The sequence below is a fragment of the Rhodovulum sp. 12E13 genome (genome assembly GCF_003340565.1).
In the GTDB taxonomy this organism is placed as follows: Bacteria; Pseudomonadota; Alphaproteobacteria; order Rhodobacterales; family Rhodobacteraceae; genus HLUCCA09.
The window spans coordinates 121,151-146,319 of sequence record NZ_QPLK01000002.1 but is presented as its reverse complement, the minus strand read 5'-3'; the positions used below and the strand labels follow the sequence as shown (position 1 = coordinate 146,319).

The following is a 25,169-nucleotide window of genomic DNA, read 5'->3' as shown; positions in this document are numbered from 1 at the left end:
GAGGTATCTCCGCCGCTCTCTACCGGGGGGCCAAGGCCGGCGACTGTCCGCGAGGCCGCCGCGACAGGAGACGTCGACGGCGCAGGCGGGTCGCGTCGCGGGGCGACACGGCCGGACCCGCTCCCGCTCGCCCGGCCGGATGACCTGCGCACCGGACAGTCCTCTGCGCCCCCTCGAGCAACCCCGGCGCCGGAGGCGGCCGGCGCCCCGCAGGGGGCGCTGGCATCGGACCATGGCTGCGGCTCGCGGATCGGCACCGGAGCGCTCGAGAGCCGCAATCTGTCGGCCGCGCCCGCTTCGAGACGAGAGAGCCCCGGAGAAGGGCCGATACCGGGCGGGAGCGCGCTCGCCGCCTCCCGCCCTGACGACACCGCGACGGCGCCGCGGCAGGAAACATCCGGATCGACGGCGCCCCGCCGCCTGCTTCGTCCGATCCCGTCGGCCGACGCCGAAGTGACCTCACCCTCACAGCCGGTGACCGGAACACGCGGGGCCGCCGGCGCCGAACGGCAGGCCACCGCACCGCGCCTCCCCCCCGGCGGGGCCGAATCCATCGAGATGCGCGTATCAATGAACGTCGAACCGGGAGACCGGTCGAGCCGGCAGACCTCGGACAGCGCCCTTCCGCCGGTGGCCGCGAGGGTGTCCTCCGCCATCGACGCGCGCGGCGACGAAAGGCAGAGCCTGCCGGCGGGCAGCCTGCGTGCCCTCGGCCGCCCGGATGTTTCGGGATCGGCATTAGTGCCTGAACAGGCACGTCCGGGGGCCGAGACCGTCGCACCGGGAGCGATCGGCTCCGAGGCGCCCGCGACCGGCACGCGCGCGCGGCCCGAAGCGGTTGATCCGGTGGCACGTCTCTCGCCCGGCGCGGGGCAGCTGTCGGACCGATCCGCCGTTCCCGCTCGTCCAGCCCCGCCAGGTGGGAGCAGCGGAGGCAGGCTGGCAGCGTCGGGGCCTGTCATCGATGAGACCTTGCGCTCGCCCTCTCCCGCAGCGTCACCCGGCCTGCACGATGCCGCCCGGGCGGAGATCGCCGCCCAGAGCACGACTGGATCCGTGGCACCCGCCAAGCCGGCCTCCCGTGTCGATCGGAACGGAACGAGCGGCGTCCGCCCCCCCCAGGGGGTGCCTGTCGGGCCTGTCGGCGAGACGCGATCTGTCGCGCCCCATGGCGGGCGCCAAGCGGTGGGAGCGGGCGAGGCGGAGGGCACTCCGCCAGGAGGCGCTTCCGGACAGGCACCGGGCATGGCGACCGTCGCATCGTCTGCGGCACAAGCGGCTGCCCCGCAGGCGGTGGTTCCGGCGCACGCGCTTCCGGTGCAGGCAACAGCTCCGCCGGCCCCGCAGGCGATGACCGGTACGCCCGACACCGCCGCGGCACGGGCCGCATCGAGCGACCCGTCCGGCCGGCACGGGCGTGACAGGGAGAGGGCGGACGACCGCGCGTCGATCCCCGCCCCCCGGCCCGGAACCGGCACGGCTGGGCCGGCCGCAACCGGCATGGCGACGCCGGCCAATGCAGGCGTCGCCCAGGCGGCCCCGGTCGGGGCCGATGGCCCCTCCGGCGCACTCCTGCAGCCCGAGGCGCCCCTCGCTGACGGCGACACCCGGGGCGACCGGGCTGGCGGCGAGGGGCGTTCGGGATCCTTCCCCTCGCTCGTCGCAGCCGAGGCGGGCGCCTCTCGCGCCGCCGGCGGCTCCGGCGCGGGCAACGCCGCAGGAGGGTCTTTCAACGGCGCGGCCGGGCCGGCGCAACAGGTGGCCGACGCAGTGCGCCAGGGCTTTGCGCGCGGCTCGGTCGACGTTGCCCTGCACCCGGAGGAGCTCGGCCGCGTCCGCCTATCCTTCAGCCCGGCCGAGGCGGGTCTCACCGTCACGATCCAGGCAGATCGGCCAGACACGCTCGATCTTCTTCGCCGCCACGCCGACCTGCTCGGCAACGATCTGCGTCAGCAGGGCTTCGGCACGATTTCCTTCGAGTTCGGCGCCCAGGGCGGCCGTGACGGGCGCGGCGCCGACACGCGGGGTCCAGCGCCTTCGTCGGCCGAGACCGCCGGGCCGGACGGACCGGTGCAGCACGATCCAGTCTCCCCCGCAATCCCGACGCTGGAGACCGCGCATTCCGGTGGCCTCGACCTGAGGCTCTAGGGCAGCGGCCCGTCCCCTTGCACAAGAACAGGAGGTTCCGTGAGCGATACCGCCCCCCTTTCTCCGGCCGCCCCCCTCGGCGCCCCGCCGCAGGCGCCGCCGCCGCCCGCCGCTGCGGCCCGGTCAGCCGGAGCCGCCCCGGAGACGGCAGACGCATCGGACGACCGCCGCCTGATCAGCTCGGATTTCGAGACGTTCCTGCGCATGCTCACAACGCAGGTCGTCAACCAAGATCCCCTCAACCCGATGGATTCCACCGAGTTCGCCGTGCAACTCGCGACGTTCTCGACGGTCGAGCAACAGGTCAAGACCAACGAACTGCTCGGCCAGCTCGCCTCGTCCGGCCTGTCGCAGGTGGCCGGCTGGGTCGGGATGGAGGGGCGCGCCGCGGTGCCCGCCCGCTACGAGGGCAACGCGCTGACCGTCGAGACGGCCCCGACGGCCGAGGCCCGGCGCGCCGAGCTGGTGATCGCCAACGCGTTCGGCAGCGTCGTCGACCGCTTCGACATCGCTGTGCAGGGCGGCCCAGTCGACTGGCCGGGCGGCGGCGGCACCGTCGCCTTCGAGCCCGGCACCTACCAGTTCGAGGTCGTCAGCTACGACGCAAGCGGCCAGGTGCTCGACCGGACGGTGCCCGAGGTTTACGGCCGGATCACCGAGGTGCGCGCAGGGGCCGACGGCACCGAGGTCGTCTTCGCCAGCGGCGAGGCCGTGCCCGCCTCCGAGATCGACGCCATCCGCGAGGCGCAGCCTGCCACCTGACGGCTCTCCCGCGGGGGCGCCGGCGGTGAGCATGGGCCGCAAGGCGCGCGCCCCGTTCGTCGATCAGGCGGCACGATCGAGCCCCCTGCCGCGCAGAAGGGCTTCGATCCCCGGCAGCCGCCCCCGAAACGCGGTGTAGAGATCCTCGGGCTCGGCCGAGCCGCCTGCCGAGAGCACCTGCCGCTCGAGCGCTGCAGCGGTCGGCGGGTCGAACGGGTCGCCCGCCTCCTCGAAGGCGGCGAAGGCGTCGGCATCCATCACCTCGGACCACATGTAGGAATAGTAGCTCGACGCGTAGCCGCCCGAAAAGACATGGGCGAAATGCGGCGTGGCGTGACGCATCCCGATGGCCCGCGGCATGCCGATCCCTTCCAGCACCTCGGCCTGCTTCTGCATCGGGTCGACCGGAGGTTCGCCCGCGTGGAATTCGAGGTCGACCAGCGCCGAGCCGATGAACTCCACCGTCTGGAACCCCATGTCGTAGGTCGCCGCGGCGAGCACGCGGTCGAGCATCTCGCGTGGCATCGCCTCGCCGGTCTCGGCATGGGTGGCGAACCGCTCCATCACCTGCGGCACCTCGAGCCAGTGTTCGTAGAGTTGCGAGGGCAGCTCGACGAAATCGCGCGCGACGGACGTGCCCGAGATCATCTCGTAGGTCACGTCCGACAGGATCTGGTGCAGCGCGTGACCGAACTCGTGGAACAGCGTACGCGCGTCGTCATAGCTCAGGAGCGCCGGCTGCCCCGCAGGCGGTTTGGCGAAGTTGCACACGTTCAGCACGTGTGGCCGCACCTCGCCGGCAAGGCGGCTCTGCGGGCGCAGGGCCGAGCACCACGCGCCAGACCGCTTGCCCCCACGGGCGAAGTCGTCGGCGATGAAGACGGCGAGATGTCGTCCCTCGCGCCTCACCTCCCAGGCGCGGGCGTCGGGGTGGTGCAGGGGCACGTCGAGCGGCGCGAATTCCAGCCCGAAAAGGCGGGTCGCACAATCGAAGGCAGCCTCGCGCATCCGGTCGAGCTGGAAATACGGCTTGAGCGCAGCCTCGTCGACATCGTGCTCGGCCTGCCGCCGCTTCTCGGAATAGTAGCGCCAGTCCCACGGCTCGAGCGGGCCGGCCACGCCGTCGGCGCGCAGCAGCGCCTCGAGCGCGGTGCCGTCCGCCTCGGCCTGCGCGCGAGCGGGCGCCCAGACCGCGTGCATCAGGTCGCGCACCGCCTGGGGGGTCTTGGCCATCTCCACCTCGAGGCGGTAGTCGGCGAAGCTGTCGTAGCCCAGCAGGCGCGCGCGCTCGTGACGCAGCTTCAGCGTCTCGGCGGCGATGGCGCGGTTGTCGGTTGCGCCACCTTGCATCCCCCGGGCGGCCCAGCCGCGATACGCCCGCTCGCGCAGGTCGCGCCGCGGCGAGAACTGCAGGAAGGGCACGATCAGCGAGCGCGACAGCGTGATCGCCGGCCCGTCGAGCCCACGCTCGGCACCCGCCGCGCGCGCCCCCTCGACGACGAAGCCCGGCAACCCGTCGAGATCGGCCTCGGCCAGCGGCAGCGCCCAGTCGCGCTCGTCGGCGAGCAGGTTCTGACCGAAGGCGGTGGAGAGTTCCGCGAGCCGCGTGGCGATCTCGCGCAGCCGTGCCCGCCCTGCCCCGTCGAGCGCCGCGCCCGCGCGCACGAAATTGCGGTGCGTCAGGTGCAGCACGCGCATCTGCTCGGGGGTGAGGCCCAGCGTTTCGCGCGCCTCCCACAGCGCCGCGACCCGGGCAAAGAGCGCGGCATTCAGCATCACGTCGGAGGAATAGGCGGCGAGCTTCGGCGAGATCTCGCGCTGGAGCGCCTCGCGCGCGGGATTCGACTCGACGCTCGCCAGCGTGAAGAAGACCGACAGCACGTCGGACAGCGTCTTTCCCGCAAGCGCCAGCCCGTCGATCGTGTTGGCGAAGCTGGGCGGCTCCGGGCTGGTCGCGATCGCCTCGACCTCGGCGCGCGCATCGGCGAGCGCCGTGTCGACCGCCTCTGCAAAGTGCATGTCGTCGATAGCGGCGAAGGGCGGCAGTCCGAAGGGCGTCTCGCGCGGGGCGAGCAGGGGGTTGGCGTCGGTCATGGGGGCGGGCTCCTGCGTGTGCTCCACGCAAGCTAGGGGCGCACCCGCGAGCCGACCAGAGCGGATCGGCGCCCGCGGCGCGGGCGCCGATCCCGGATCACTCGACGGTGATCGTGATGCGGTCCGACAGCAGCGGCGGGTCGTGGGGGACATGGCCGTAATCGGCCAGCACCAGTTGCAGAACGTGCTCGCCCGGGGGCAGTTCCAGCGTCACCTCTGTCTGCCCGCCGCCGAAATGACGGTGGTTGTCGTCGGCCGGCAGGGGCAGCGTGAACTCCTCCGCGCCGAACTGGCCCTCGCCCAGCGGCGGCCGGTTGATCATCAGGTGGTGATGGCCGGTATTCTCGATCTCCGCCCCTGCCGGCGCCACCCCCATCCCGCGCAGACCGAACACGAGCGTCAGGGGCGAGGCGACCGTGTCGCCGTCGTCGACGTTGACGAAGTAGAGTTCGGCCGCGTCCGGCCGGGGTGTGCCCTGCGCGGTGGCGAGCGCAGGCATCGCCGCGAGGCAGAGTGCCGCAAGGATCGGTTTCATGACGTGGCTCCTCCCTGTCACATGCGGCGAAATGTAGCACACGCACCGCAAACGGCAATCGGAGAGGATCAGACCACGCCACAGACCGGGCAGCCCTCGCGGCGGGCGACGGAGATGCGCCGGGTCTCGCCCTCGAGCGCGTCGTAGATCAGCATCTGCCCACGCAGGACCCTGCCCGCCTCGGCGATCAGCTTGACCGCCTCGACCGCCATCATCGACCCGACCACGCCGGGCAGCGGCCCGAGCACGCCCGCCTCGGCGCAGGAAGGGGCGAGGCCCGGAGCCGGCGCCTCGGGAAAGATGCAGGCATAGCAGGGGGCGCCGCGGGCAGGGTCGAACACGCTCACCTGCCCCTCCCACTGGCTGAGCGCGCCCGAGACGAGCGGTTTGCCTGCCGCGACGCAGGCCCGATTGACGAGATCGCGCGTCTCGAAATTGTCGGAACCGTCGAGAACGAGGTCATAGTCCGCCAGCAGGTCGGCGGCGATCTCGTCGGTCAGGCGGCGGTTGTAGGGGCGCACCGTGACCCAGGGATTGAGCGCGCCGATCACCTCCTGCACCGAGAACACCTTGGGCATGCCGATGACCCAGTCGCGGTGGATGACCTGCCGCTGGAGATTGGCGTTGGCCACCTTGTCGTCGTCGATCACGCCGAGCGTGCCGACGCCCGCCGCCCCGAGATAGAGCAACGCGGGCGAGCCGAGGCCGCCGGCCCCGATCACCAGCACCCGCGCCTCGCGCAGCCGCGTCTGCCCCGCGCCACCGATCTCGCGCAGCACGATGTGGCGGGCGTAGCGCTCGAGCTCGGCTTCCGAGAACCCCTCGGATCGCGGCGCCTCGACCGGCACGTCGGTGCCCGCGCGCGCCCGCACCCGTTTCAGCACGGCGCGGTAGAGGTAGACGACGCCGGCGATGCCCGCGAGCAGCAGCCACAGGCCCGGCTCTCCGCCCGTCGCCTCGCGCACGGGATGGCCATCGGGCAGCGCGACCTGCAGGGCGAGCACGACGACGAACAGCAGGCCCAGCAGCAGGGCGCGCGCCTGCCGGTCGATGCCGAAGGCACGGCCGCCGAACCAGATACCGAGGGCGAGCAGGCCGACGAGGATCACCGCGTCACCCCGCGCCCTGTCGAGCCGAAGCCGCCCGCGCCGCGGGCCGTCTCGTCGAGCGCCTCGGCCGGCTCGAATTCCGCCTGCGCAACCGGGGCCAGAACCGCCTGCGCGATGCGCTCGCCGTGGGCAATCGCGTAGGGCTCGGCCCCCAGGTTGACCAGGATCACGCCGAGCGGCCCGCGGTAGTCGGCATCCACGGTGCCGGGCGCGTTTGCCAGCGTCACGCCATGCTTCAGCGCGAGCCCCGAGCGCGGGCGCACCTGCATCTCCCATCCCGCGGGCACGGCGACGCGCAGGCCCGTTGGCACCAGCGCCCGCGCGCCCGGGGCGAGAGCGAGGCCGTGGGCGCGGCTCTCTTCGGGCAGGTTGGCGCGCAGGTCGGCCCCTGCGGCACCGCCCGTCTCGTAGGCGGGCAGCGGAACCGCGGGGTCGGCCCAGTCCTCCCGCAAGCAGGCGACCCGGGGCCTCATGCCAGCGCCTCGGCAATGCGGGCGGCGAGGCGGCGGGCGACCTCGCGCTTCGAGGCGCGCGGCCAGTCCTCGGCGCCCGCGTCGTCGATCACCGTCACCGCGTTCTCGGCGCCGCCCATGACGCCGGACGCGGGCGAGACATCGTTGGCCACGATCCAGTCGCAGCCCTTTCGCGCGCGCTTGCGTTCTGCATGGGCGACCACGTCCTCGGTCTCGGCGGCGAATCCGACCACGAGGCGCGGCCGCCCCTCGGCGAGATGCGCCACCTCGGCCAGAATGTCGGGGTTCTCCGCGAAGTCGAGCGCGGGGGGCCGGCCCGTTCCGTCCTTCTTCATCTTCTGGTCGGAGGCGTTGGCCACCCGCCAGTCGGCCACCGCGGCGGCGAAGACGGCGGCATCGGCCGGCAGGGCCGCCAGCACCGCGTCGCGCATCTCGCGCGCCGTTTCGACCGGCACGACGCGGGCGCCCTCGGGCGGCAGCACCTCGGCCGGGCCGGTGACGAAGGTGACGCGCGCGCCGAGCGCGAGCAGCGCCTCGGCCAGCGCCGTGCCCTGCGCGCCCGATGAGCGGTTTGCGATGTAGCGGACCGGGTCGATGGGCTCGTGCGTGGGGCCCGAGGTGACCACGACATGCCGCCCCTCGAGCGGCCCGCCGGAAAAGGCGGCCTCGATGGCCGCCACGATGGCGGGCACCTCGGCCATGCGGCCCGGCCCGTATTCGCCGCAGGCCATCGGCCCCTCGTCCGGGCCGACCACGATCACCCCGTCGCCCTGCAGCTTGGCGAGGTTGCGTCTGGTCGCCGGGTGCTCCCACATCCGCACGTTCATCGCCGGGGCGATCAGCACGCGCTTGTCGGTAGCCATCAGCAGCGTCGTGGCGAGGTCGTCGGCGTGCCCCCCTGCCATCTTCGCCATCAGGTCGGCCGTGGCCGGGGCGACGACCACGAGATCGGCGGCACGCGACAGCTCGATGTGGCCCATCTCGGCCTCGTCGGTCAGGTCGAACAGGTCGCGGCAGACCTTCTCGGCGGCCAGCGCCGAGGCGCTCAGCGGCGTGACGAAATGCTCGGCGGCCGGCGTCAGCACCGGCGTTACCGTGGCCCCTCGCTCGCGCAGGCGGCGGATGAGATCGAGGCTCTTGTAGGCGGCGATCCCGCCCCCGATCACCAAGAGCAGCCGTTTTCCCGCCACCATGACCTTCTCCGCTCCGCGCCCCGGCCAACCCCGGCCTCGCCCGGAGAACATAGCCTATCGGAAGGCGGCGCAAGGGTCGTCTCGCTCGGGCGCCACGGTGACGCGCCAGAGGTCGAAGGGCACGGGCGGCTCGGGCGGCGCCTCGACCTGTCCGAACGAAAGCACATCGACCTGCGGCGCGGCGCGGGCGATCGCCGCGGGGATGCCCCAGTCGGTGCGGGCATGTCCGTTGCCGGTGATGACGGCGACGGGGCCACCCGTCTCGCCCAGGGCATCGAGCGTGACGCGGGCGAAATGGGCGTCGCGCAGGCGCTGGGCGGCGACCATGCCGGGCAGGATGTCCTCGGGCAGCGCGTCGCAATGGGCGGCCATCTGGCCGGCCTCGCGCGTCGCCTGCTCGGCATCGGGCAGAGGGTCGCCAAGGCCGAACCGCTCGTAGCCCTGCCCGAAGACCTCGGCCGCCCCGTCGGTCACCGCGGCGCGCACCCGGTCTCGCGGCAGGGCGGCGCCGTAGATCGCGGCGTCGCCCGCGGCCGCGAGGATCGGGTGATACATCGCGAAGTCGGGCCAGCCCGAGCGCGCCCAGCCCAGAGCCTCGGCCAGCGCCTCGACGCCCGAATCCGCGCCCATGTCGACGATCGTTCGGGCCTGCTCGGGCGTCAGCATCTCGAACACCACGGCCGCCGGGGCCATCCGCGCGACGAGCTCGGCCTGCGCCTCGTGATGTGCGGGATTGTCGTGCACCTCGCCGAGGATCACGACCTGCGCCGCACCCGGATCGAACTCTGCCAGATCGGTCAGCTCCGACGAAAAAACGGGCGCCGCAAGTGCGGCGCCCGCCACGAGGGACCCGATGAAACTCAGGCGAGGAATTGCAGCACCTCGCGCGACTGGCCTTCGAGGCTCTTGCGCATCTTCTGGAAGGCGGCCGCCTCGAGCTGGCGCACACGCTCCTTGGAAAGGCCCAGCTCGTCGCCGAGGCTTTCGAGCGTGCGGGGCTGGTCGCGCAACTTGCGCTCGGTCACGATGAACCGCTCGCGCTGGTTGAGGCCCTGCAGCGCGACCAGAAGCCACTCACGCAGCTGCTCGGTGTCGTGGGCGGCCTCGACCGTCTCGCTTGCCTGCTCGCTCTCGTCTTCCAGGGTCTCGATCCACTCGCGCCCCTCGTCCTCGGCCGACTGGGTGGCGTTGAGCGAGTAGTCGGAACCCGAAAGCCGGCCCTCCATCATCTCGACGTCGGCAAGCGGCACGCCGACCTCGGTGGCGATCAGCTGGCGAAGCTGGTGGCTGTCGAGGGTCATGCCCTCGGCGGCGGCCTCCCGCTCCAGCCGGGCCTGAACGCGCCGCATGTTGAAGAACAGCGATTTCTGCGACGAGGTGGAGCCGGTGCGCACCATCGACCAGTTGCGCATCACGTAGTCCTGGATCGACGCCTTGATCCACCAAACCGCGTAGGTCGAGAACCGCACCCCGCGGTCGGGGTCGAACTTGTCGGCGGCCTTCATCAGGCCCAGCCCCGCCTCCTGGATCAGGTCGTTCATCGGCGCGCCGTAGCGCTTGAACTTCGCCGCCATCGAGATAGCTAGCCGCATATAGGCGGTCACGAGCCTGTGAAGGGCTTCTTCGTCGCGCTGGTCGCGCCAGCGATAGGCGAGCTCCAGCTCGGTCTCGGCGTCGAGCAATTCCGCCTGCATCGCGCGGCGCGAGAGCGTCCGGTCAAACGTGCCATCAAGTGCCATGTCAAACCCCCCGGTTCCGGGCTGCACGCGCCGCCCGTTCTTGGCTTTGCGACATTGATACGACAGCGCGACCCGATCGGATCACCTGCGGCACGTATGCCGCGCTGCCTGCCGGGACTTGGATCGGGTAGTTCATCGCATGACACCTTCGGGATAATCGCAAGGCAACGATTGACGGTGCCTCATGGTTCCCCGCAGGCGCTGTATTTCAGGTTAACGGAGGCGCGATGGTCAGCTGGTGGTGGGTGCGGCACGGGCCGACCCGCAGGACCGACATGAACGGCTGGACCGACGTGCCCGCCGATCTCTCCGACCGGGCGGCACTCGCCCGGGTGGCCGCCTTCCTGCCCGAAGACGCGCCGGTGATCTCGTCCGACCTGTCACGCGCCGTGGCCACCGCCGACGCGATCGCGGCCGGCCGCCCCCGCCTGCCGCACGAGCGGGCCTTGCGCGAAATCCATTTCGGCGCGTGGGAGGCACGCCCCTTCGCCGATATCGAGGCCGAAGACGGCCCGCTCGTGCGCCGCTACCTCGATCAGCCGGGCGACGTCGCGCCGCCCGGCGGCGAATCGTGGAACGCGCTCGCGGCACGCGTCTCGGACGCCGTCGACGCGCTGACCGGCATGGCGGGCGACGTGATCGCGGTGGCTCATTTCGGCCCGATCCTGACCCAGGTGCAGCGGGCCACGGGCTGCACCGCGGCCGAGGTCTTCACCCGCGAAGTCGCGCCGCTCTCGGTCACCCGGATCGTCTGCGACGGGCGATGGCGGCTCGAAGAGATCAACCGGCAGCCCTGACCGCGCGTCCCGCGCGCCGATACGCCGCGGCACGGACAGTCGCGCGTTAACCCATCCGTAACGCGCCGGCGACTACTGATTAACCATATTCGGCGGGTTCGGGAGGCGGGAGGTGCTGGCGCGCGCCCATACGGTGGCATTCGAGGGGATCGACGCGCGCGCGGTCGAGGTGCAGTGCGCCGTCTCGCCCGGCGTGCCTGCCTTTTCCATCGTTGGCCTGCCCGACAAGGCGGTGAGCGAGGCGCGCGAGCGCATCCGCTCGGCGCTGTCGGCCATGGCCATCGCGCTCCCCTCCAAGCGGATCACGGTCAATCTCGCGCCTGCCGACCTGCCCAAGGAGGGCTCGCATTTCGACCTGCCGATCGCGCTCGCCCTGCTCGCCGCGCTCGAGATCGTGCCGCGCGACGCGGTCGACGGCATGCTGGCGCTGGGCGAGATGTCGCTCGACGGCACGCTGGTGCCGGTGATCGGCGCCCTGCCCGCGGCGATGGCGGCAGCAGGCGACCACCGCGCGCTCCTGTGCCCCCGCGGCTGCGGGGCCGAGGCCGCGTGGGTCGGCGCGACCGAGGTCATCGCGCCGGAGACGCTGGCCGAGGTGATCCGCCACGTCACCGGGCAGGCGGCCCTCGCCCCCTCGACACCGGGCGAGGTGGTGACAGAGGCCGGCCACCGCGACTTCGCCGAGGTCAAGGGGCAGGAACGCGCCAAGCGCGCCCTCGAGATCGCCGCCGCCGGGCGCCACCACGTGCTGCTCGTCGGCCCGCCCGGCTCGGGCAAGTCGATGCTCGCGGCTCGCCTGCCCGGCATCCTGCCGCCGCTTTCGGCCGCCGAGGCGCTCGAGACGTCGATGATCCACTCGCTCGCGGGCCTGCTGAAGGAGGGCGGGATCTCGCGCACCCGCCCCTTCCGGTCGCCGCACCACACCGCTTCGCCCGCCGCGATCATCGGCGGCGGCAAGGGGGCAAAGCCTGGCGAGATCTCGCTCGCCCATAACGGCGTGCTGTTTCTCGACGAGTTCCCCGAGTTCGCGCGCCCCGTGCTGGAAACCCTGCGCCAGCCCGTCGAGACCGGCGAGGTCGTGGTGGCGCGCGCCAATGCCCATGTCCGCTACCCCTGCCGGTTCCTGCTGGTCGCCGCCGCAAACCCCTGCAAGTGCGGCTACCTCGCCGACCCGGGCCGCGCCTGCGCCCGTGCCCCGGCCTGCGGCGCGGATTATCTCGGCCGCATCTCGGGCCCGCTGATGGACAGGTTCGATCTGCGGGTCGAGGTGCCGCCCGTCCCCTTCACCGATCTCGACCTGCCGGCGCCCCCCGAGGGATCGGCGCAGATCGCCGCGCGGGTGGCGACGGCGCGCGAGGTGCAGGCGGGGCGGTTCGAGGGCCACGACCATGCCCGCTGCAACGCCGACGCCGAGGGTGCCCTGCTCGACGAGATCGCCACGCCGGACACCGAAGGCCGCGACCTGCTGCAGAAGGCCGCCGAACGCTTCGGCCTGTCGGCGCGCGGCTATCACCGGGTGCTGCGGGTGGCGCGCACCATCGCCGATCTCGACGGCGCCGAGGCAGTCGGCCGCGCCCATGTCGCCGAGGCGGTCGGCTTTCGCCTCAGCTTCGGCCCCGGGGCCTAGGCAGCACCTCGGCCACGAAACGCGCCGCCCCGTGCAGCGTCTGCCGCGCCTCGGGAACCCAGCCGTCGAAAAGCGGCCAGGCATGGGGCACGAGCGGGCGCACGCCGAGGCGCACCTCGCCGCCGGCCGCCCGCAGCCGATCGGCCATCCGCAGCGCGTCGTCACGCAGGATCTCGGTCTCGCCGACCTCGATCATCGCGGGCGGCGGCCGCTCGAAGCGGGAAAAGAGCGGCGAGAGGCGCGGATCGTCTGCGGCGAGGGGGCCGCGCACGTAGCCCACGACCTCCTCGGCCCGGGCGACGGGCAGGAGCGGGTCGGCACGCGCGTTCTCGCGCAGGGAGGCGCCCGAGAGGGTGAGGTCGACCCAGGGCGAGAAGGCGATCACGCCGGCCGGCGCCTGACCGCTTGCGCAGAGATCGGCGAGCAGCGCCAGCGCGAGGCCGCCGCCCGCGCTGTCACCCGCCAGCACGATCTCGCCCGGCCGATAGCCCCGCGCGCACAGCGCCGCGTGGGCCGCACGCGCATCGTCAAAGGCCGCCGGCCCGGGGTGGTCCGGCGCCAGGCGGTAGGCCGGCAGCGCCACACGCACGCCCGACAGCCGCGACAGACGCGCCGCAAGCCCCGCGTGGGTCGCCGGGCTGCCGGCGATGTAGGCACCGCCGTGCAGATAGAGGATGACGCCGCGCACCCTGCTGCGGCCAGACGACACCCAGTGGATGGGCGGCGCGCCGTCGTCGACGAGGTGCAGCACGAACGGCGGGCGCCGCAAAAGCCCCCATGCCGCCGCCCGCTCGAAGGCGCGGCGCGCCGCTTCCGGGCCGGACATCCGGGCGAGGGCGGGTTTCGCCGTCACGCGCAGGAGGGCGACCAGCGCGCGGAGGCGCCGGGAGGGCGCGGGCACCGACCCGCGCGACCGTATCACGCCGGCCGCTTCGCCTCGACGGCATCCCAGATGCGGCCGGCCACGTCGATCCCGTCGAAGCGCTCGAGCTCCTGGATGCCGGTGGGCGAGGTGACGTTGATCTCGGTGAGGTAGGGCCCGATCACGTCGATCCCGACGAAGACCTGCCCCCGCTCGCGCAACAGCGGCCCGATCGCGGCGCAGATCTCGCGGTCGCGCTCGGTCACCTGCGCGGGCTCGGGGCGGCCACCGACATGCATGTTCGAGCGTGTCTCTCCCTTCGCCGGCACCCGGTTGATCGCGCCCACGGGCTCGCCGTCGACGAGGATCACGCGCTTGTCGCCCTCGGCCACGTCGGGCAGGAATTTCTGCGCGATCAGCGGCTCGCGGCTCATCTGCGCGAAGAGCTCGTGCAGCGAGGCGAGGTTGCCGTCGTCGCGCCGCAGACGGAAGACGCCGGCGCCGCCGTTGCCGAAGAGCGGCTTGACGATGATGTCGCCATGCTCGGCCTTGAAGGCGCGCAGCTCGTCCAGCCGGCGGGCGATCACGGTGGGCGGGATCAGCTCGGGAAAGTCGAGGACGAGCAGCTTCTCGGGAAGGTTGCGCACCCAGAACGGGTGGTTGACGACCGTCACCTCGGGCATGAGCGCGTCGAGAAGGTGGGTGGTGGTGATGTAGCCCATGTCGAAGGGCGGATCCTGCCGCAGCCACACCACGTCCATCGCGTGCAGGTCGAGCGTCTCGCGTGGCCCCAGCGTGGCGTGGTCGCCCTTCACCCGCCTGACGGTCATCCGATGCCCCGCCGCGCGCACGCGCCCGCCCGCCCAGACGAGATCCTGCGGGTCGTAGTAGAACAGCTCGTGCCCTCGCTCCTGCGCCGATTCGGCCAGCCGGAACGAGCTGTCGGCGTCGATGTCGACCGCGCCGATCGGATCCATCTGAAACGCCACGCGCATCGCCCGCTCCCTCGCCCTGCCCGGCACGTCTTCATCGCCGATGAGCCGAAGGGGCGCAAGCCGGGCGAACGATCGAGATCAGGCGCCGAAGGCGTTCTCCACGACCTCGACGCGCCCGGCCCCGTCGACAAGGGCGAGATCGAAGCGGACCGGCGTGAGCTGCCCCTGGGGCATGCGGCCGAGATACTCGGAGGCCGCCGAGACGATTCGCGCGATCTGGCGCTCCGTCAGGCGGCAGCCCGCCTCCGAGAGGGTGCGCGCGCGCTTGACCTCGACGAAGATCAGGCCGTCGCCGTCACGCGTGACGAGATCGATTTCGCCGCCCGTGCCCCGCCAGCGGCGCTCGGTGACCTCGCGGCCGCAGCGGGCATAGTGGCGCGCGACGCTGTCCTCTGCCGCGGCACCGCCGAGATGCGCACGCTCGCCGCGTCTGCGCTTGCCCCCAAGGGCCGCCGCGGCATCGGCACGATCGCCCCGGCGATCCTGCCGCCCGGTGTCACAAAACAGGCTCGGATGTGTCATGGCCCTTCCTATCGGTCATCCCGCTTGAGGCGTAAACCCAGCTGGTAAACATCTCGTTTCCCCATCCCCGTCCGTTCCGCGACCTGTGCCGCGGCCCGCTTCAGCGGCATCTCCGCGAGGGCGGTGCGCAGCTGTGCCTCGACCTCCGCCTCGCTCGGCGCGGCCTGCACCGGCGGGCCGACGACCAGCACGAGTTCGCCCCGGGGCGGCTCTCCCTTCGCAAGCGTCTCGGCCAGGTCGGCCAGCGGGGCGCGACGCACCTCTTCGTGGAGCTTGGTGAGCTCGCGGCAGAGCGCGGCGTCGCGTCTCCCGTGTCCGCCCGCAGCCAGCTCTGCAGCCAGCGCGCCGATCCTCCGGCCGGTCTCGTAGATCACCAGAGTCGCCGGCGCCGACGCGATCTCGGCGATCCAGCGCGCCCTCGGGCCGGCCTGCGGCGGCGGGAAGCCCGCGAAGAGAAAGCGGTCGGTGGGCAGGCCCGCGACGCTCAGCGCGGCGAGCAGGGCCGAGGCGCCGGGCACGGCATGCACCGCGTGGCCTGCCCCGGCCGCCTCGCGCGCCAGCCGGTATCCCGGGTCGGCCACGAGCGGCGTGCCGGCGTCGGAGCAATAGGCGACGCTGCGCCCCTCGGCCAGCGCCGCCAGCAGTCGCGGTCGCCGCGCCTTGCCGTTGTGGTCGTGGTAGGAGGTCACGCGCCGGCCGCGCAGCGGAATGCCGTGGATCTCCATCAGCCGGCGCAGGGTGCGGGTGTCCTCGGCCACCAGATCGTCGGCCGCCGCCAGGACGTCGAGCGCCCGAAGGGTGATGTCGCGCGCCGCCCCGATGGGCGTGGCGACGAGGTAGAGCCCGGGAGCGAGGGGGTGCCCGCTCTCCGCCGCAATGCCGTGGCCGCTCTCCTGCCCGGTCCCGCGCGCTCCGGCGGCCCCTCGCTCGCCCTCGGCTTCCGTCATTGCCTTGCCTTTCTCCGCCGCATAACGTGGCCGAGGGCTTTGCCCTTCGCCGGCAACACCCGGTGGACCGACACGAAGCGAGACCGACCCGCGACCCGAACCGACCGACGAGGCCGAGCCACGCGAACCGATGCGCGCCCTGTTGCGCCCGCGACGCCGGGGCGCCCCCCTCCGCGTCGCCCGCCCACCCCTGACGGCCAGAAACTGCCTGAGGTCTAGACCATGCCGGCACTGCCGAACATCCCCCGCGCCTTCTCCGCCCGCTTCCTCGCCCTCGCCGCGGCCCTGGTGCTCGCGGCCTGCACGCCCACTGCCGGCCCTGGCCCGGGGGGCGGTCCTCGGGTGCAAGCCGGCGAGCCCGTGCCCGTGGCGCTGCTCGTGCCGGGCGGCGGCGGCAATGCCGGCGACGCGGTGGTGTCGCGCGATCTCGAGAACGCCGCGCGCCTGGCCATCGCCGATCTCGAGGGCGTCGCGGTCGATCTGCGCGTCTATCCCACGGGCGGCACCGCCGGCGGCGCCCAGGCCGCCGCGCGGCAGGCCGCCGACGAGGGCGCGCTGATCCTGCTCGGTCCGCTCTACGCCGAGGCCGCCAACGCCGCCGGCCGCACCGTGGCAGGAGACGGGCTCAACGTGCTCGCCTTCTCCAACAACGCCGCCATCGCCGGCGGAAACGTCTTCGTTCTGGGCAACACCTTCGACAACGTGGCCGGGCGCCTGACCGCCTACGCCGCGTCGCAGGGCAAGGGCGACATCTTCCTCGTCTCCGCCCAGACAACGGCCGAGGAGGCAGGGCGCGACGCGGTCGCCCGCGCTGTCGGCGCGAGCCGTGCCAACCTCGTCGGCAACCTCTCGTTCGCGCTCAACGAGGCGGCGATCCGGGGCGCCGCTCCGCGCATCGCCGAGCAGGTGCGCGCAACGGGGGCCGACTCGATCTTTTTCACTTCGGGCAATGCCGGCGCCATGGCCTTCCTGCCGCAATACCTCCGCGAGCAGGGCATCAGTTCGCAGACGACGCAGTTCATCGGTCTCACCCGGCTCGACATCCCGCCGGAAGCGCTGTCGCAGCCCGGCCTGCAGGGCGCGTGGTTCGCCCTGCCCGACCCGGCGCTGCAGTCCAACTTCCGAGGTCGCTACGCCCAGGCCTTCGGCGGGCAACCGCATCCGCTGGCCGGCCTCGCCTATGACGGGATCGCCGCGATCGGCGCGCTGGCGGCCCGCGGCGACGCGCTGTCGCGCTCGTCGCTGACCACGGGCTCGGGCTTCGTCGGCGTCAACGGGATCTTCAGGCTCAGGGCCGACGGAACGAACGAGCGCGGCCTCGCGGTCGCGCAGATCCGGAACAACCAGGTGGTAGTGATTGACCCTGCTCCAAGACGGTTCGGCGGCGCCGGCTTCTGAGCCGGCCCGCGCCCCCGCCGCGCCACTGGACGGCACGAGCGGCAACCGGCGGCTTCTCCTTCCCGCGGGAGAGATCCTCGACGTCGACGCGCTGCGCGCGGCGCTGTCGCGCGAGGTGACGGCGGCGCGTGCGTCGGGCGACGGGCCGAGCGCGGGGCGTGCGGCCGCCGTGCCGGTGCTCGCCGCCGCGCTGAAGGCCGGGCGCGCGCGGCTGGAGGCGGCATTCGCCGCCGACCCCTTCGCCGCACGCCCCCTCGCGGCCTCCTACGCCTGGCTGGCCGACGGCATCGTGACCTCTGCGCTCTGGGTGGCGACCGACCTGCTGCACCCGCGCCTCTCGTCGAGCAATGCCGATCGCCTCGCGCTGCTCGCGGTGGGCGGCTACGGCCGGGCCGAGATGGCGCCGCATTCCGACATCGACCTACTGTTCCTCGCCCCCGGCAAGGTGACACCGTGGATCGAGACGGTGATCGAGGAGACGCTGTATATCCTCTGGGACCTGCGGCTGAAGGTCGGACACGCCACGCGCACGGTGAAGGAGTGCCTCCGCCTCGGGCGGGAAGACTACACGATCCGCACCTCGCTGCTCGAGCATCGGCGCATCGCAGGCGACGCGGCGCTGGCCGAAGACCTCTCGGAGAGGCTGTGGAACGAGCTGTTCAGGTCCACCGGAAAGGACTTCATCGAAGCCAAGCTGGCCGAGCGGGGCGAGCGCCACACGAAGCAGGGCGGGCAGCGCTACATGCTCGAGCCCAACGTGAAGGAGGGCAAGGGCGGCCTGCGCGACCTGCAATCGCTGTTCTGGATCGCCAAGTACATCCACCGCGTCGACCGCACGGACGACCTTGTGGCCCTCGGCGTCTTCACGGCGGAGGAATACCGCGCCTTCGAGGAAGCGGAGGGTTTTCTCTGGGCGGTGCGCGCGCACCTGCACCTGATCGCGGGCCGCGCGATGGATCAGCTCACATTCGACATGCAGGTGGAGGTGGCCGACCGCATGGGCTTCCGCGACCACGGCGGGCGGCGGGCGGTCGAGCATTTCATGCAGGCCTATTTCCGGCACGCCACGCGCGTGGGCGAGTTGACCCGCATCTTCCTGACCGCGCTCGAGGCCGCCCACGTCAAGAGCGCGCCGCCGCTCGCGGGCCTGTTCCGGCGGCGGCGCAGGGTGCGCGCGGGCTACGCGGTGAAGCAGGGCCGCCTCGCGCTGGCGGACCCCGAGAGCTTTCTCGACGATCCGCTGAACCTGCTGCGCATCTTCGACGAGGGGCTGCGCACGGGCCTGCTGATCCACCCCGACGCGATGCGGCTCATCACGGCCAACCTGCACCTGATCGACGACAGGATGCGCCGCAACCCGGAGGCCGCGCGCATCTTCCTCGACCTGATGCTCAAGCACGGGAATCCCGAGCGGGCGCTCCGCCGCATGAACGAGCTCGGCGTGCTCTCGGCCTTCGTGCCCGAGTTCGAGCCGATCGTGGCGATGATGCAGTTCAACGTCTACCATTCCTACACGGTCGACGAGCACACCATCCAGGTGATCCGGGCGCTGGCGCAGATCGAGAACGGCGAGCTGGCCGAAGAGCTGCCGCTGGCGACGCGCATCGTCGGCAACGGTGTCAACCGCAAGGTGCTCTACGTGGCGATGCTCCTGCACGACATCGGCAAGGGCAGGCCCGAGGATCACTCGATCCTCGGCGCGCGCATCGCCCGCATCGTCGCCCCCCGCCTGCGACTGAGGAAGAGCGAATGCGAGACGGTCGAATGGCTGGTACGCTATCACCTCGCCATGTCCGACTACGCGCAGAAGCGCGACATCTCCGACCCGCGCACGGTGCGCGACTTCGCCAAGATCGTGAAGACGCAGAAGCGGCTCGACCTGCTGACGGTGCTCACGGTCTGCGACATCCGCGGCGTCGGCCCGAACACCTGGAACAACTGGAAGGCGCAGCTGCTGCGCGCGCTCTACCGCGAAACCTCGACCGTGCTCGACGAGGGGATGGAGGCGCTCAACCGCGACCGGCGGGGCAACGAGGCGCGCCGCGCCTTCCGCGAGGCGCTGCCCGACTGGCCCGAGGGGGCGCTGCGCACCGAGATCGGCCGGCACTACCCGCCCTACTGGCAGGGCCTGCCGACCGAGGCGCACGTCGTCTTCGCGCGGCTTCTGCAGGGGATCGGCCCCGACGAGATCAGGATGGACCTCACGCCCGACGCCGACCGCGACGCGACGCGCGTCTGCTTCGTGCTGGCCGACCACCCGGGCCTCTTCGCCCGCATGGCCGGCGCCCTGGCGCTTGTGGGCGCCAACGTGGTCGACGCGCGGACCTACACCACCAAGGACGGCTACGCGACCGCGATCTTCTGGGTGCAGGACGGCGAGGGCCGCCCCTACGAGGCCGAGCGCCTGCCGCGCCTGCGCCAGATGATCCTCAAGACTCTCGCGGGCGAGGTGGTGGCGAACGAAGCGCTCGGCCGCCGCGACAAGCTGAAGAAGCGCGAGCAGGATTTCCGCTTCCCCACCTCGATCACCTTCGACAATTCGGGCTCGGACATCTACACGATCATCGAAGTCGACACGCGCGACCGGCCCGGCCTGCTGCACGATCTTGCCCGCACGCTGGCCGGTGCCAACATCTACATCTCGTCGGCGGTGATCGCGACCTACGGCGCACAGGTGGTCGACAGCTTCTACGTGAAGGACATGTTCGGGCTGAAGATCCGGCAGGAGGCCAAGCAGGCCGCGCTCGAGAGGAAGCTGCGCGCCGCGATCGCCGCCGGCGCCGAGCGCGCCCACCGCGCCGGGTGAGGCCGCTTGCACCCGCCCACCCCGGCGGCTAGCAAAATCTTCCAGAAGATTTTGCACAGAATTTTCATGAAAATTCTGGCACCGGCACCGCCGGACCGGAGGGAGACCCGGCCGCATGAAACCCATCCGCCTCGTTGCGGGCTTCCTCACCGTCGGTGCCTGGACGATGGCGAGCCGCGTCTTCGGCTTCGCCCGCGACATCCTGCTGGCGGCCAAACTGGGCGACGGCCCGGTGGCAGAGGCCTTCGTCGTGGCCTTCGCCCTGCCCAACATGTTCCGCCGCTTCTTCGCCGAGGGCGCCTTCAACATGGCCTTCGTGCCGATGTTCTCGAAGAAGCTCGAAGGCGGGGCCGACGCCGAAGGGTTCGCGCGCGACGCCTTCTCGGGCCTTGCGGCGATCCTGGTGGTGTTCACGGTCGCCGCACAGGTGGTCATGCCGTGGCTCGTGCTGGCGATGGCCTCGGGCTTCGCCGGCGACGAACGGCTCGACCTTGCCACGGTGTTCGGCCGTATCGCCTTTCCCTACATCCTGTTCATCTCGCTCGCCGCGCTGCTCTCGGGCGTGCTCAATGCGACGGGACGCTTCGCGGTGGCGGCCGCCGCGCCGGTGGTGCTCAACCTGATCCTCGTGGCGGCGATGCTGGGCGCCGGCTGGATCGGCGCCGATATCGGCCTCGCGCTCGCCTGGGCCGTGCCGATCGCCGGCATCGCCCAGCTTGCGCTGCTCTGGGTCGCTGCCAGGCGCGCCGGCTTTCGACTCGCGCCGCGCCTGCCGCGGCTGACACCGGAACTGCGGCGCCTGGCAAGGATCGCCGCCCCCGCGATGCTCGCGGGCGGGGTGATGCAGGTGAACCTGATCGTCGGCCGCCAGGTGGCAAGCTATTTCGACGGCGCGATCCAGTATCTCAATCTCGCCGACCGGCTCTACCAGTTGCCCCTCGGCGTGGTCGCCATCGCCATCGGCGTGGTGCTGCTGCCCGATCTCTCGCGCAAGCTCGCGGCAGACGACACGCAAGGCGGGCGCGACGCCTTCAACCGCGCCACCGAGTTCGCGCTCCTGCTCACCGTCCCGGCCGCTTTGGCCCTGATCCTCGTCGCGCACCCGATCGTCTCGGTCCTGTTCGGGCGGGGCGCCTTCGACGCCGAGGCGGTGGCGAACACCGCCAGCGTCACCGCGATCTACGGCGCGGGCCTGCCCGCCTTCGTGCTGCAGAAGGTGCTGCAACCGCTCTACTTCGCCCGCGCCGACACGGTTACGCCCTTCCGGTTCGCCGTGGTGGCGATGGTGGTCAATGCCGTGCTCGCCATCGGCCTCGCACCCCTCATCGGCTTCACCGCCGCCGCCTGGGCCACGACGCTCGCCGGCTGGGCGATGGTGGGCCTGCTGTGGTGGGGTAGCCGCGGCATGGGCGAGGCGGCGCGTCTCGACCCGCGCATGCGCCGCCGCGCCCCCCGCATCGCCGCTGCCGCCGCCCTGATGGGCGCGGCGCTCGTCGCGCTCGAGGCCGCGCTCGGCGGCGCGCTCTACGCCACGACCCTGCGCTACGCCGCCCTCGCCGCCCTCGTCGCCGCCGGCATCGCGGTCTATTTCGCCGCCGCCCAGATCCTGGGGGCCACCTCGCTGCGCGAGATCAGGGGCGCGGTTCGGCGCGGGACGGGCTGACCCTCCGCGCAACGCCCGAAACGCCTTTCAAAAGGCGTTGCGCACGCGCGTTCGAACGCGCGTCTCAAGGCGCTTCCAAGCGCCTTGCCGCGGCCCCGATCAATGTGCCTCGGCCCAGCTCCTGCCGCGCCCGGCATCGACGACCAGTGGCACCGACAGTTCGACGGCCGGCCGGGCCGCCCCCTCCATGACCTCGCGCACGTGGGCAATCACGTCATCGGCCGCCGTCTCGTCGACCTCGAAGATCAACTCGTCATGAACCTGCAGCAGCATACCGGCGGGCAGATCCCCCAGCGCCGTCTCCATCCGCACCATCGCGCGGCGGATGATGTCGGCCGCCGTCCCCTGGATCGGCGCGTTGATCGCCGCCCGCCGGGCAAACCCGGCACCCGGCCCGCTCGCGTTGATCTCGGGCGTGTTGATGCGCCGCCCGAAGAGCGTCTGGACGTAGCCGTGCTCCTTGGCGAAGCGCACGGTCTCGTCCATGTAGGCGCGGATTCCGGGGAAGCGCTCGAAGTAACGGTCGATGAAGTCCTTCGCCTGCTCGCGCGGGATGCGCAGGTTGCGCGACAGGCCGAAGGCCGAGATGCCGTAGATCACCCCGAAATTGATCGCCTTGGCCTGGCGCCGCACCTCCGGCGTCATCTCGCCCAGCGGCACGCCGAACATCTCCGAGGCGGTCGCGGCGTGGATGTCCTGCCCCTCGCGGAACGCCTGCTTCAGCGCCTCGATCCCCGCGATATGGGCGAGGATGCGCAGCTCGATCTGGGAATAGTCGAGCGACACCAGCACCTTGCCCGGCTCGGCGACGAAGGCCTGACGGATGCGCCGCCCCTCCTCGGTGCGCACGGGGATGTTCTGCAGGTTGGGGTCGGTCGAGGCGAGGCGCCCCGTGTTCGCCCCGGCGATGGAATATGAGGTGTGCACCCGGCCTGTCTCGGGGTTGACGTGGTCCTGCAGCGCGTCGGTATAGGTCGATTTCAGCTTCGACAGGGCACGCCAGTCGAGCACCCGCGCGGGCAGGTCGTGCAGCGTCGCAAGGTCCTCCAGCACGTCGGCAGGCGTCGACCACGCGCCGGCCTTGCCCTTCTTGCCGCCCTCCAGCCCCATCTTCTCGAACAGGATCTCGCCGAGCTGCTTGGGCGAGCCGACGTTGAAGGGCTCGCCCGCCAGTTCGTGGATCTCGGCCTCGAGGCCGGCCATCTTCTGTGCGAAGGCGGCCGACATGCGGCTCAGCACGTCGCGGTCGACCTTGATGCCGCGCATCTCCATCGCCGCGAGCACGGGGATCAGCGGGCGCTCCATCGTCTCGTAGACCGTCGTCACGCGAGCCCGGTGGAGCTGCGGCTTGAAGGTGCGCCAGAGCCGCATCGTCACGTCGGCATCCTCGGCGGCATAGGCGGCGGCCTTGTCGATGGGCACCCGGTCGAAGGTGATCTGCGTCTTGCCCGAGCCGATCAGCTCCTTGATGGGGATGCAGGTATGGGCGAGGTAGCGCTCGGCCAGCGTGTCCATCCCGTGGCCGTGCAGGCCGGCGTGCATGGCGTAGGACAAGAGCATCGTGTCGTCGATGGGGGCGACGTCGATGCCGAGCCGGGCGAAGATCTTGGCATCGTACTTCATGTTCTGCCCGACCTTGAGGATCGCCGGATCCTCGAGCATCGGCTTGAGCATCTCGAGCGCGCGGCGACGGTCCATCTGCCCCTCGGCCAGTGCGGCTTCGCCGAACAGGTCTCCGCCGCCCTCGCCCCGGTGCGTGAGCGGCAGATACGCCGCCTGCCCCGGCTCCACGCACAGGCACACGCCGACCAGCTCGGCGGTCATCTCGTTCAGACCCGTCGTCTCGGTATCGACGGCGATCACGCCCCTGGCATCGGCCCGGTCGAGCCAGACCTGCAGCGCCGCCTCGTTGCGGATCACCTCGTAGGCGCCGGGGTCGATGGGCGGCATCTCGGGCGTGGCCTCGCCCTCGGGTTTCGTCGGCTCCGGCACGGCGGGGGCGGAGATGCCGAAGGCCTCGGCCACGCGCCGCGTCAGCGTGCGGAACTCCATCCGGGCGAGGAACTCCATCAGCCGGTCCATGTCGGGCGCGCGAGTCGCCAGATCGTCGAGCGCGAAGTCGAGCGGCACCTGATCGTCGAGCGCCACGAGCTTCTTGGACAGGCGCACCGCGTCCTCGGCGGCGGCGACCTTGGGCGCGATCGAGCGCAGCACCTTGCCCCTCTCGCGCATCGTGACCAGCTGGCGCGCCGCCTCGTTGCCCTTGGCGACCAGCAATTCGAGATCCTTCGGCGACAGCTCCGGCCCCACGTCCTCGCCCGAAAGCACCTGCACGATGGCCGCCGCGTCGGCCTTGGAGCCGAGCTTGACCTTGCGCTCGAGCCGTTCCTCGACGTCGCGCTGCCAGGTCTCGATCTCGTCGGCCACCTCGGCCAGCGCCGCCTCGCGCGCCCCCTCGTCGAACAGCCGCTCGACCGGGCCGACGGCCTGCAGGAGCAGCGCCGCCGAGGGCGCGCCGATGCCCTTCACGCCGGGGATGTTGTCGATCGTGTCACCGGCGATGGCCTGCAGGTCGATCATCAGCTCCGGCGGCACGCCAAAGCGCGCGCGAACGCCCTCGATGCCGAGCCGCTCGTCGGGCTTGCCCTGCATGCCGGGCCGCACGATCTCCACCGCGTCGTTCACCAGTTGCGCGAGATCCTTGTCGGACGAGACGATGGTGACGCGCCCGCCCGCCTCGCGCGCCTGCCGGCAGAGCGTGGCGATGATGTCGTCGGCCTCGTAGCCCTCCATCTCCTCGCAGGCGACGTTGAAGGCGCGCGTCGCCTCGCGCGTCAGCGGGATCTGGGGGCGCAGATCCTCCGGCATCTCGTCGCGGTTGGCCTTGTAGGCATCGTAGAGATCGTTGCGGAAGGTGTGGCTGCCCTTGTCGAAGATCACGGCGATATGGGTCGGCCCGTCGTCGCCGCCGTTCCCGTCGAGGTAGCGGAACAGCATGTTGCAGAAGCCGGCGACGGCGCCGATGGGCGCGCCGTCGGACTTGCGGGTGAGCGGCGGCAGGGCGTGGAACGCCCGGAAGATGAAGGCCGACCCGTCGATCAGATGCAGATGGTCGCCTTTGCCGAACGCCATGGCCGTCTCTCCCCGCGCGATGCGCCGACGCATCTATCGCGCCGGGCGGCGGCGGTCCAGCGAAGGCAGCGGCGGGCCGAAGACGGGCAAGCGCCGCGTCAGGGTGCCTCGAGCCCGAAGCGCGGCAGCACCCGGGCCGCGAAATCCTCGTGGACGAAGAGCTTGTCGCAATAGCCGCACTCGACATAGCCCTCGTCGCGATCCACCGAGAGCCAGACGCGCGGATGCCCCAGCGCGCCCTCGCCGCCGTCGCAGGCCACGCGCCAGGCCGACACGATCTCGAACTCGGGCGGGGCGTAATCCTGTGGGGTGGCGCTCATCTGCGGGGCCTTCCTGTTGCCGCCGGTCCGCGGGCCGGCTAGGTGCG

The 25,169-nt window shown here is 71.9% G+C and carries 20 protein-coding genes; 7 read left to right on the top strand and 13 right to left on the bottom strand.

The genetic code is table 11. The features are described 5' to 3' along the window. Nucleotides 1-1,500 precede the first annotated feature (1,500 nt). Together DLJ49_RS21630 and DLJ49_RS02395 are read left to right on the top strand one after the other, a co-directional pair. On the top strand, nucleotides 1,501-2,148 hold the full coding sequence (locus DLJ49_RS21630; RefSeq protein ID WP_158547379.1) for a flagellar hook-length control protein FliK: 648 nt from the start codon (nucleotides 1,501-1,503) through the stop codon (nucleotides 2,146-2,148). A gap of 39 nt (nucleotides 2,149-2,187) precedes the next feature. Next, a complete protein-coding gene (locus DLJ49_RS02395; RefSeq protein WP_115391924.1) occupies nucleotides 2,188-2,910 on the top strand; it encodes a flagellar hook capping FlgD N-terminal domain-containing protein in 723 nt (240 codons plus the stop codon). A gap of 63 nt (nucleotides 2,911-2,973) precedes the next feature. Here DLJ49_RS02395 and DLJ49_RS02390 read toward each other — a convergent pair whose 3' ends face one another. From DLJ49_RS02390 to DLJ49_RS02360, 7 genes are all read right to left on the bottom strand, one after another. Beyond that, entirely contained in the window at nucleotides 2,974-5,004 is a 2,031-nt protein-coding gene (locus DLJ49_RS02390) for a M3 family metallopeptidase (protein ID WP_115391923.1), read from the bottom strand. A gap of 97 nt (nucleotides 5,005-5,101) precedes the next feature. Then, nucleotides 5,102-5,539, bottom strand: a complete 438-nt coding sequence (locus DLJ49_RS02385; RefSeq protein WP_115391922.1) for a DUF4399 domain-containing protein — start codon at nucleotides 5,537-5,539, stop codon at nucleotides 5,102-5,104. 68 nt (nucleotides 5,540-5,607) lie between these two features. Next, a complete protein-coding gene (locus DLJ49_RS02380; RefSeq protein WP_115391921.1) occupies nucleotides 5,608-6,648 on the bottom strand; it encodes a HesA/MoeB/ThiF family protein in 1,041 nt (346 codons plus the stop codon). Further along, nucleotides 6,645-7,121, bottom strand: a complete 477-nt coding sequence (gene dut, locus DLJ49_RS02375; RefSeq protein ID WP_115391920.1) for a dUTP diphosphatase — start codon at nucleotides 7,119-7,121, stop codon at nucleotides 6,645-6,647. The genes DLJ49_RS02380 and dut overlap by 4 nt, the downstream gene beginning before the upstream one ends. Beyond that, entirely contained in the window at nucleotides 7,118-8,314 is a 1,197-nt protein-coding gene (coaBC, locus tag DLJ49_RS02370; protein WP_115391919.1) for a bifunctional phosphopantothenoylcysteine decarboxylase/phosphopantothenate--cysteine ligase CoaBC, read from the bottom strand. The genes dut and coaBC overlap by 4 nt, the downstream gene beginning before the upstream one ends. A 54-nt stretch (nucleotides 8,315-8,368) precedes the next feature. Next, nucleotides 8,369-9,157, bottom strand: coding sequence for a ChaN family lipoprotein (locus DLJ49_RS02365; protein WP_233488627.1), 789 nt, complete (start codon nucleotides 9,155-9,157; stop codon nucleotides 8,369-8,371). A 17-nt stretch (nucleotides 9,158-9,174) separates the two neighbouring features. After that, complete coding sequence (locus DLJ49_RS02360) at nucleotides 9,175-10,053, bottom strand: RNA polymerase factor sigma-32 (protein ID WP_115391918.1); 879 nt, start codon at nucleotides 10,051-10,053, stop codon at nucleotides 9,175-9,177. Between the two features lie 227 nt (nucleotides 10,054-10,280). On the opposite strand from DLJ49_RS02360, the gene DLJ49_RS02355 reads away from it, so the two are divergent. Continuing rightward, nucleotides 10,281-10,850 carry a histidine phosphatase family protein gene (locus DLJ49_RS02355; RefSeq protein WP_115391917.1) on the top strand — a complete coding sequence of 190 codons (570 nt, stop codon included), beginning with the start codon at nucleotides 10,281-10,283 and terminating at the stop codon, nucleotides 10,848-10,850. A gap of 112 nt (nucleotides 10,851-10,962) precedes the next feature. Beyond that, nucleotides 10,963-12,477, top strand: coding sequence for a YifB family Mg chelatase-like AAA ATPase (locus tag DLJ49_RS02350; RefSeq protein WP_115391916.1), 1,515 nt, complete (start codon nucleotides 10,963-10,965; stop codon nucleotides 12,475-12,477). On the opposite strand, the gene DLJ49_RS02345 is transcribed toward DLJ49_RS02350, so the two are convergent. The 4 genes from DLJ49_RS02345 to rsmI all read right to left on the bottom strand — a co-directional run bounded on the left by DLJ49_RS02345 (nucleotide 12,455) and on the right by rsmI (nucleotide 15,803). After that, entirely contained in the window at nucleotides 12,455-13,378 is a 924-nt protein-coding gene (locus tag DLJ49_RS02345; protein WP_233488625.1) for an alpha/beta hydrolase fold domain-containing protein, read from the bottom strand. The genes DLJ49_RS02350 and DLJ49_RS02345 overlap by 23 nt on opposite strands. A 17-nt stretch (nucleotides 13,379-13,395) precedes the next feature. Further along, complete coding sequence (gene gshB / locus DLJ49_RS02340; protein ID WP_115391915.1) at nucleotides 13,396-14,334, bottom strand: glutathione synthase; 939 nt, start codon at nucleotides 14,332-14,334, stop codon at nucleotides 13,396-13,398. Between the two features lie 78 nt (nucleotides 14,335-14,412). Then, complete coding sequence (locus DLJ49_RS02335) at nucleotides 14,413-14,856, bottom strand: YraN family protein (RefSeq protein ID WP_115391914.1); 444 nt, start codon at nucleotides 14,854-14,856, stop codon at nucleotides 14,413-14,415. An 8-nt stretch (nucleotides 14,857-14,864) separates the two neighbouring features. Further along, the gene (gene rsmI / locus DLJ49_RS02330) at nucleotides 14,865-15,803 is read right to left on the bottom strand and encodes a 16S rRNA (cytidine(1402)-2'-O)-methyltransferase (protein ID WP_115391913.1); all 939 of its coding nucleotides are present in this window, start codon (nucleotides 15,801-15,803) and stop codon (nucleotides 14,865-14,867) included. Between the two features lie 222 nt (nucleotides 15,804-16,025). Here rsmI and DLJ49_RS02325 point away from each other — a divergent pair, with 222 nt between their 5' ends. From DLJ49_RS02325 to murJ, 3 genes are all read left to right on the top strand, one after another. Beyond that, nucleotides 16,026-17,201 carry an ABC transporter substrate-binding protein gene (locus DLJ49_RS02325; protein WP_115391912.1) on the top strand — a complete coding sequence of 392 codons (1,176 nt, stop codon included), beginning with the start codon at nucleotides 16,026-16,028 and terminating at the stop codon, nucleotides 17,199-17,201. Next, nucleotides 17,161-20,007: a [protein-PII] uridylyltransferase gene (locus DLJ49_RS02320; RefSeq protein ID WP_115391911.1), complete on the top strand. Its 2,847-nt coding sequence runs from the start codon at nucleotides 17,161-17,163 to the stop codon at nucleotides 20,005-20,007. Before DLJ49_RS02325 ends, DLJ49_RS02320 begins: the two co-directional genes overlap by 41 nt. Nucleotides 20,008-20,122: 115 nt before the next feature. Continuing rightward, nucleotides 20,123-21,670 (top strand): murein biosynthesis integral membrane protein MurJ, encoded by a 1,548-nt coding sequence (murJ, locus tag DLJ49_RS02315; RefSeq protein ID WP_115391910.1) that lies wholly within the window; start codon nucleotides 20,123-20,125, stop codon nucleotides 21,668-21,670. Nucleotides 21,671-21,769: 99 nt separating this feature from the next. On the opposite strand, the gene polA is transcribed toward murJ, so the two are convergent. Next, entirely contained in the window at nucleotides 21,770-24,802 is a 3,033-nt protein-coding gene (gene polA, locus DLJ49_RS02310; RefSeq protein ID WP_233488624.1) for a DNA polymerase I, read from the bottom strand. Nucleotides 24,803-24,900: 98 nt separating this feature from the next. Beyond that, the gene (locus DLJ49_RS02300) at nucleotides 24,901-25,122 is read right to left on the bottom strand and encodes a zinc-finger domain-containing protein (protein ID WP_115391909.1); all 222 of its coding nucleotides are present in this window, start codon (nucleotides 25,120-25,122) and stop codon (nucleotides 24,901-24,903) included. Nucleotides 25,123-25,169: the final 47 nt, after the last annotated feature.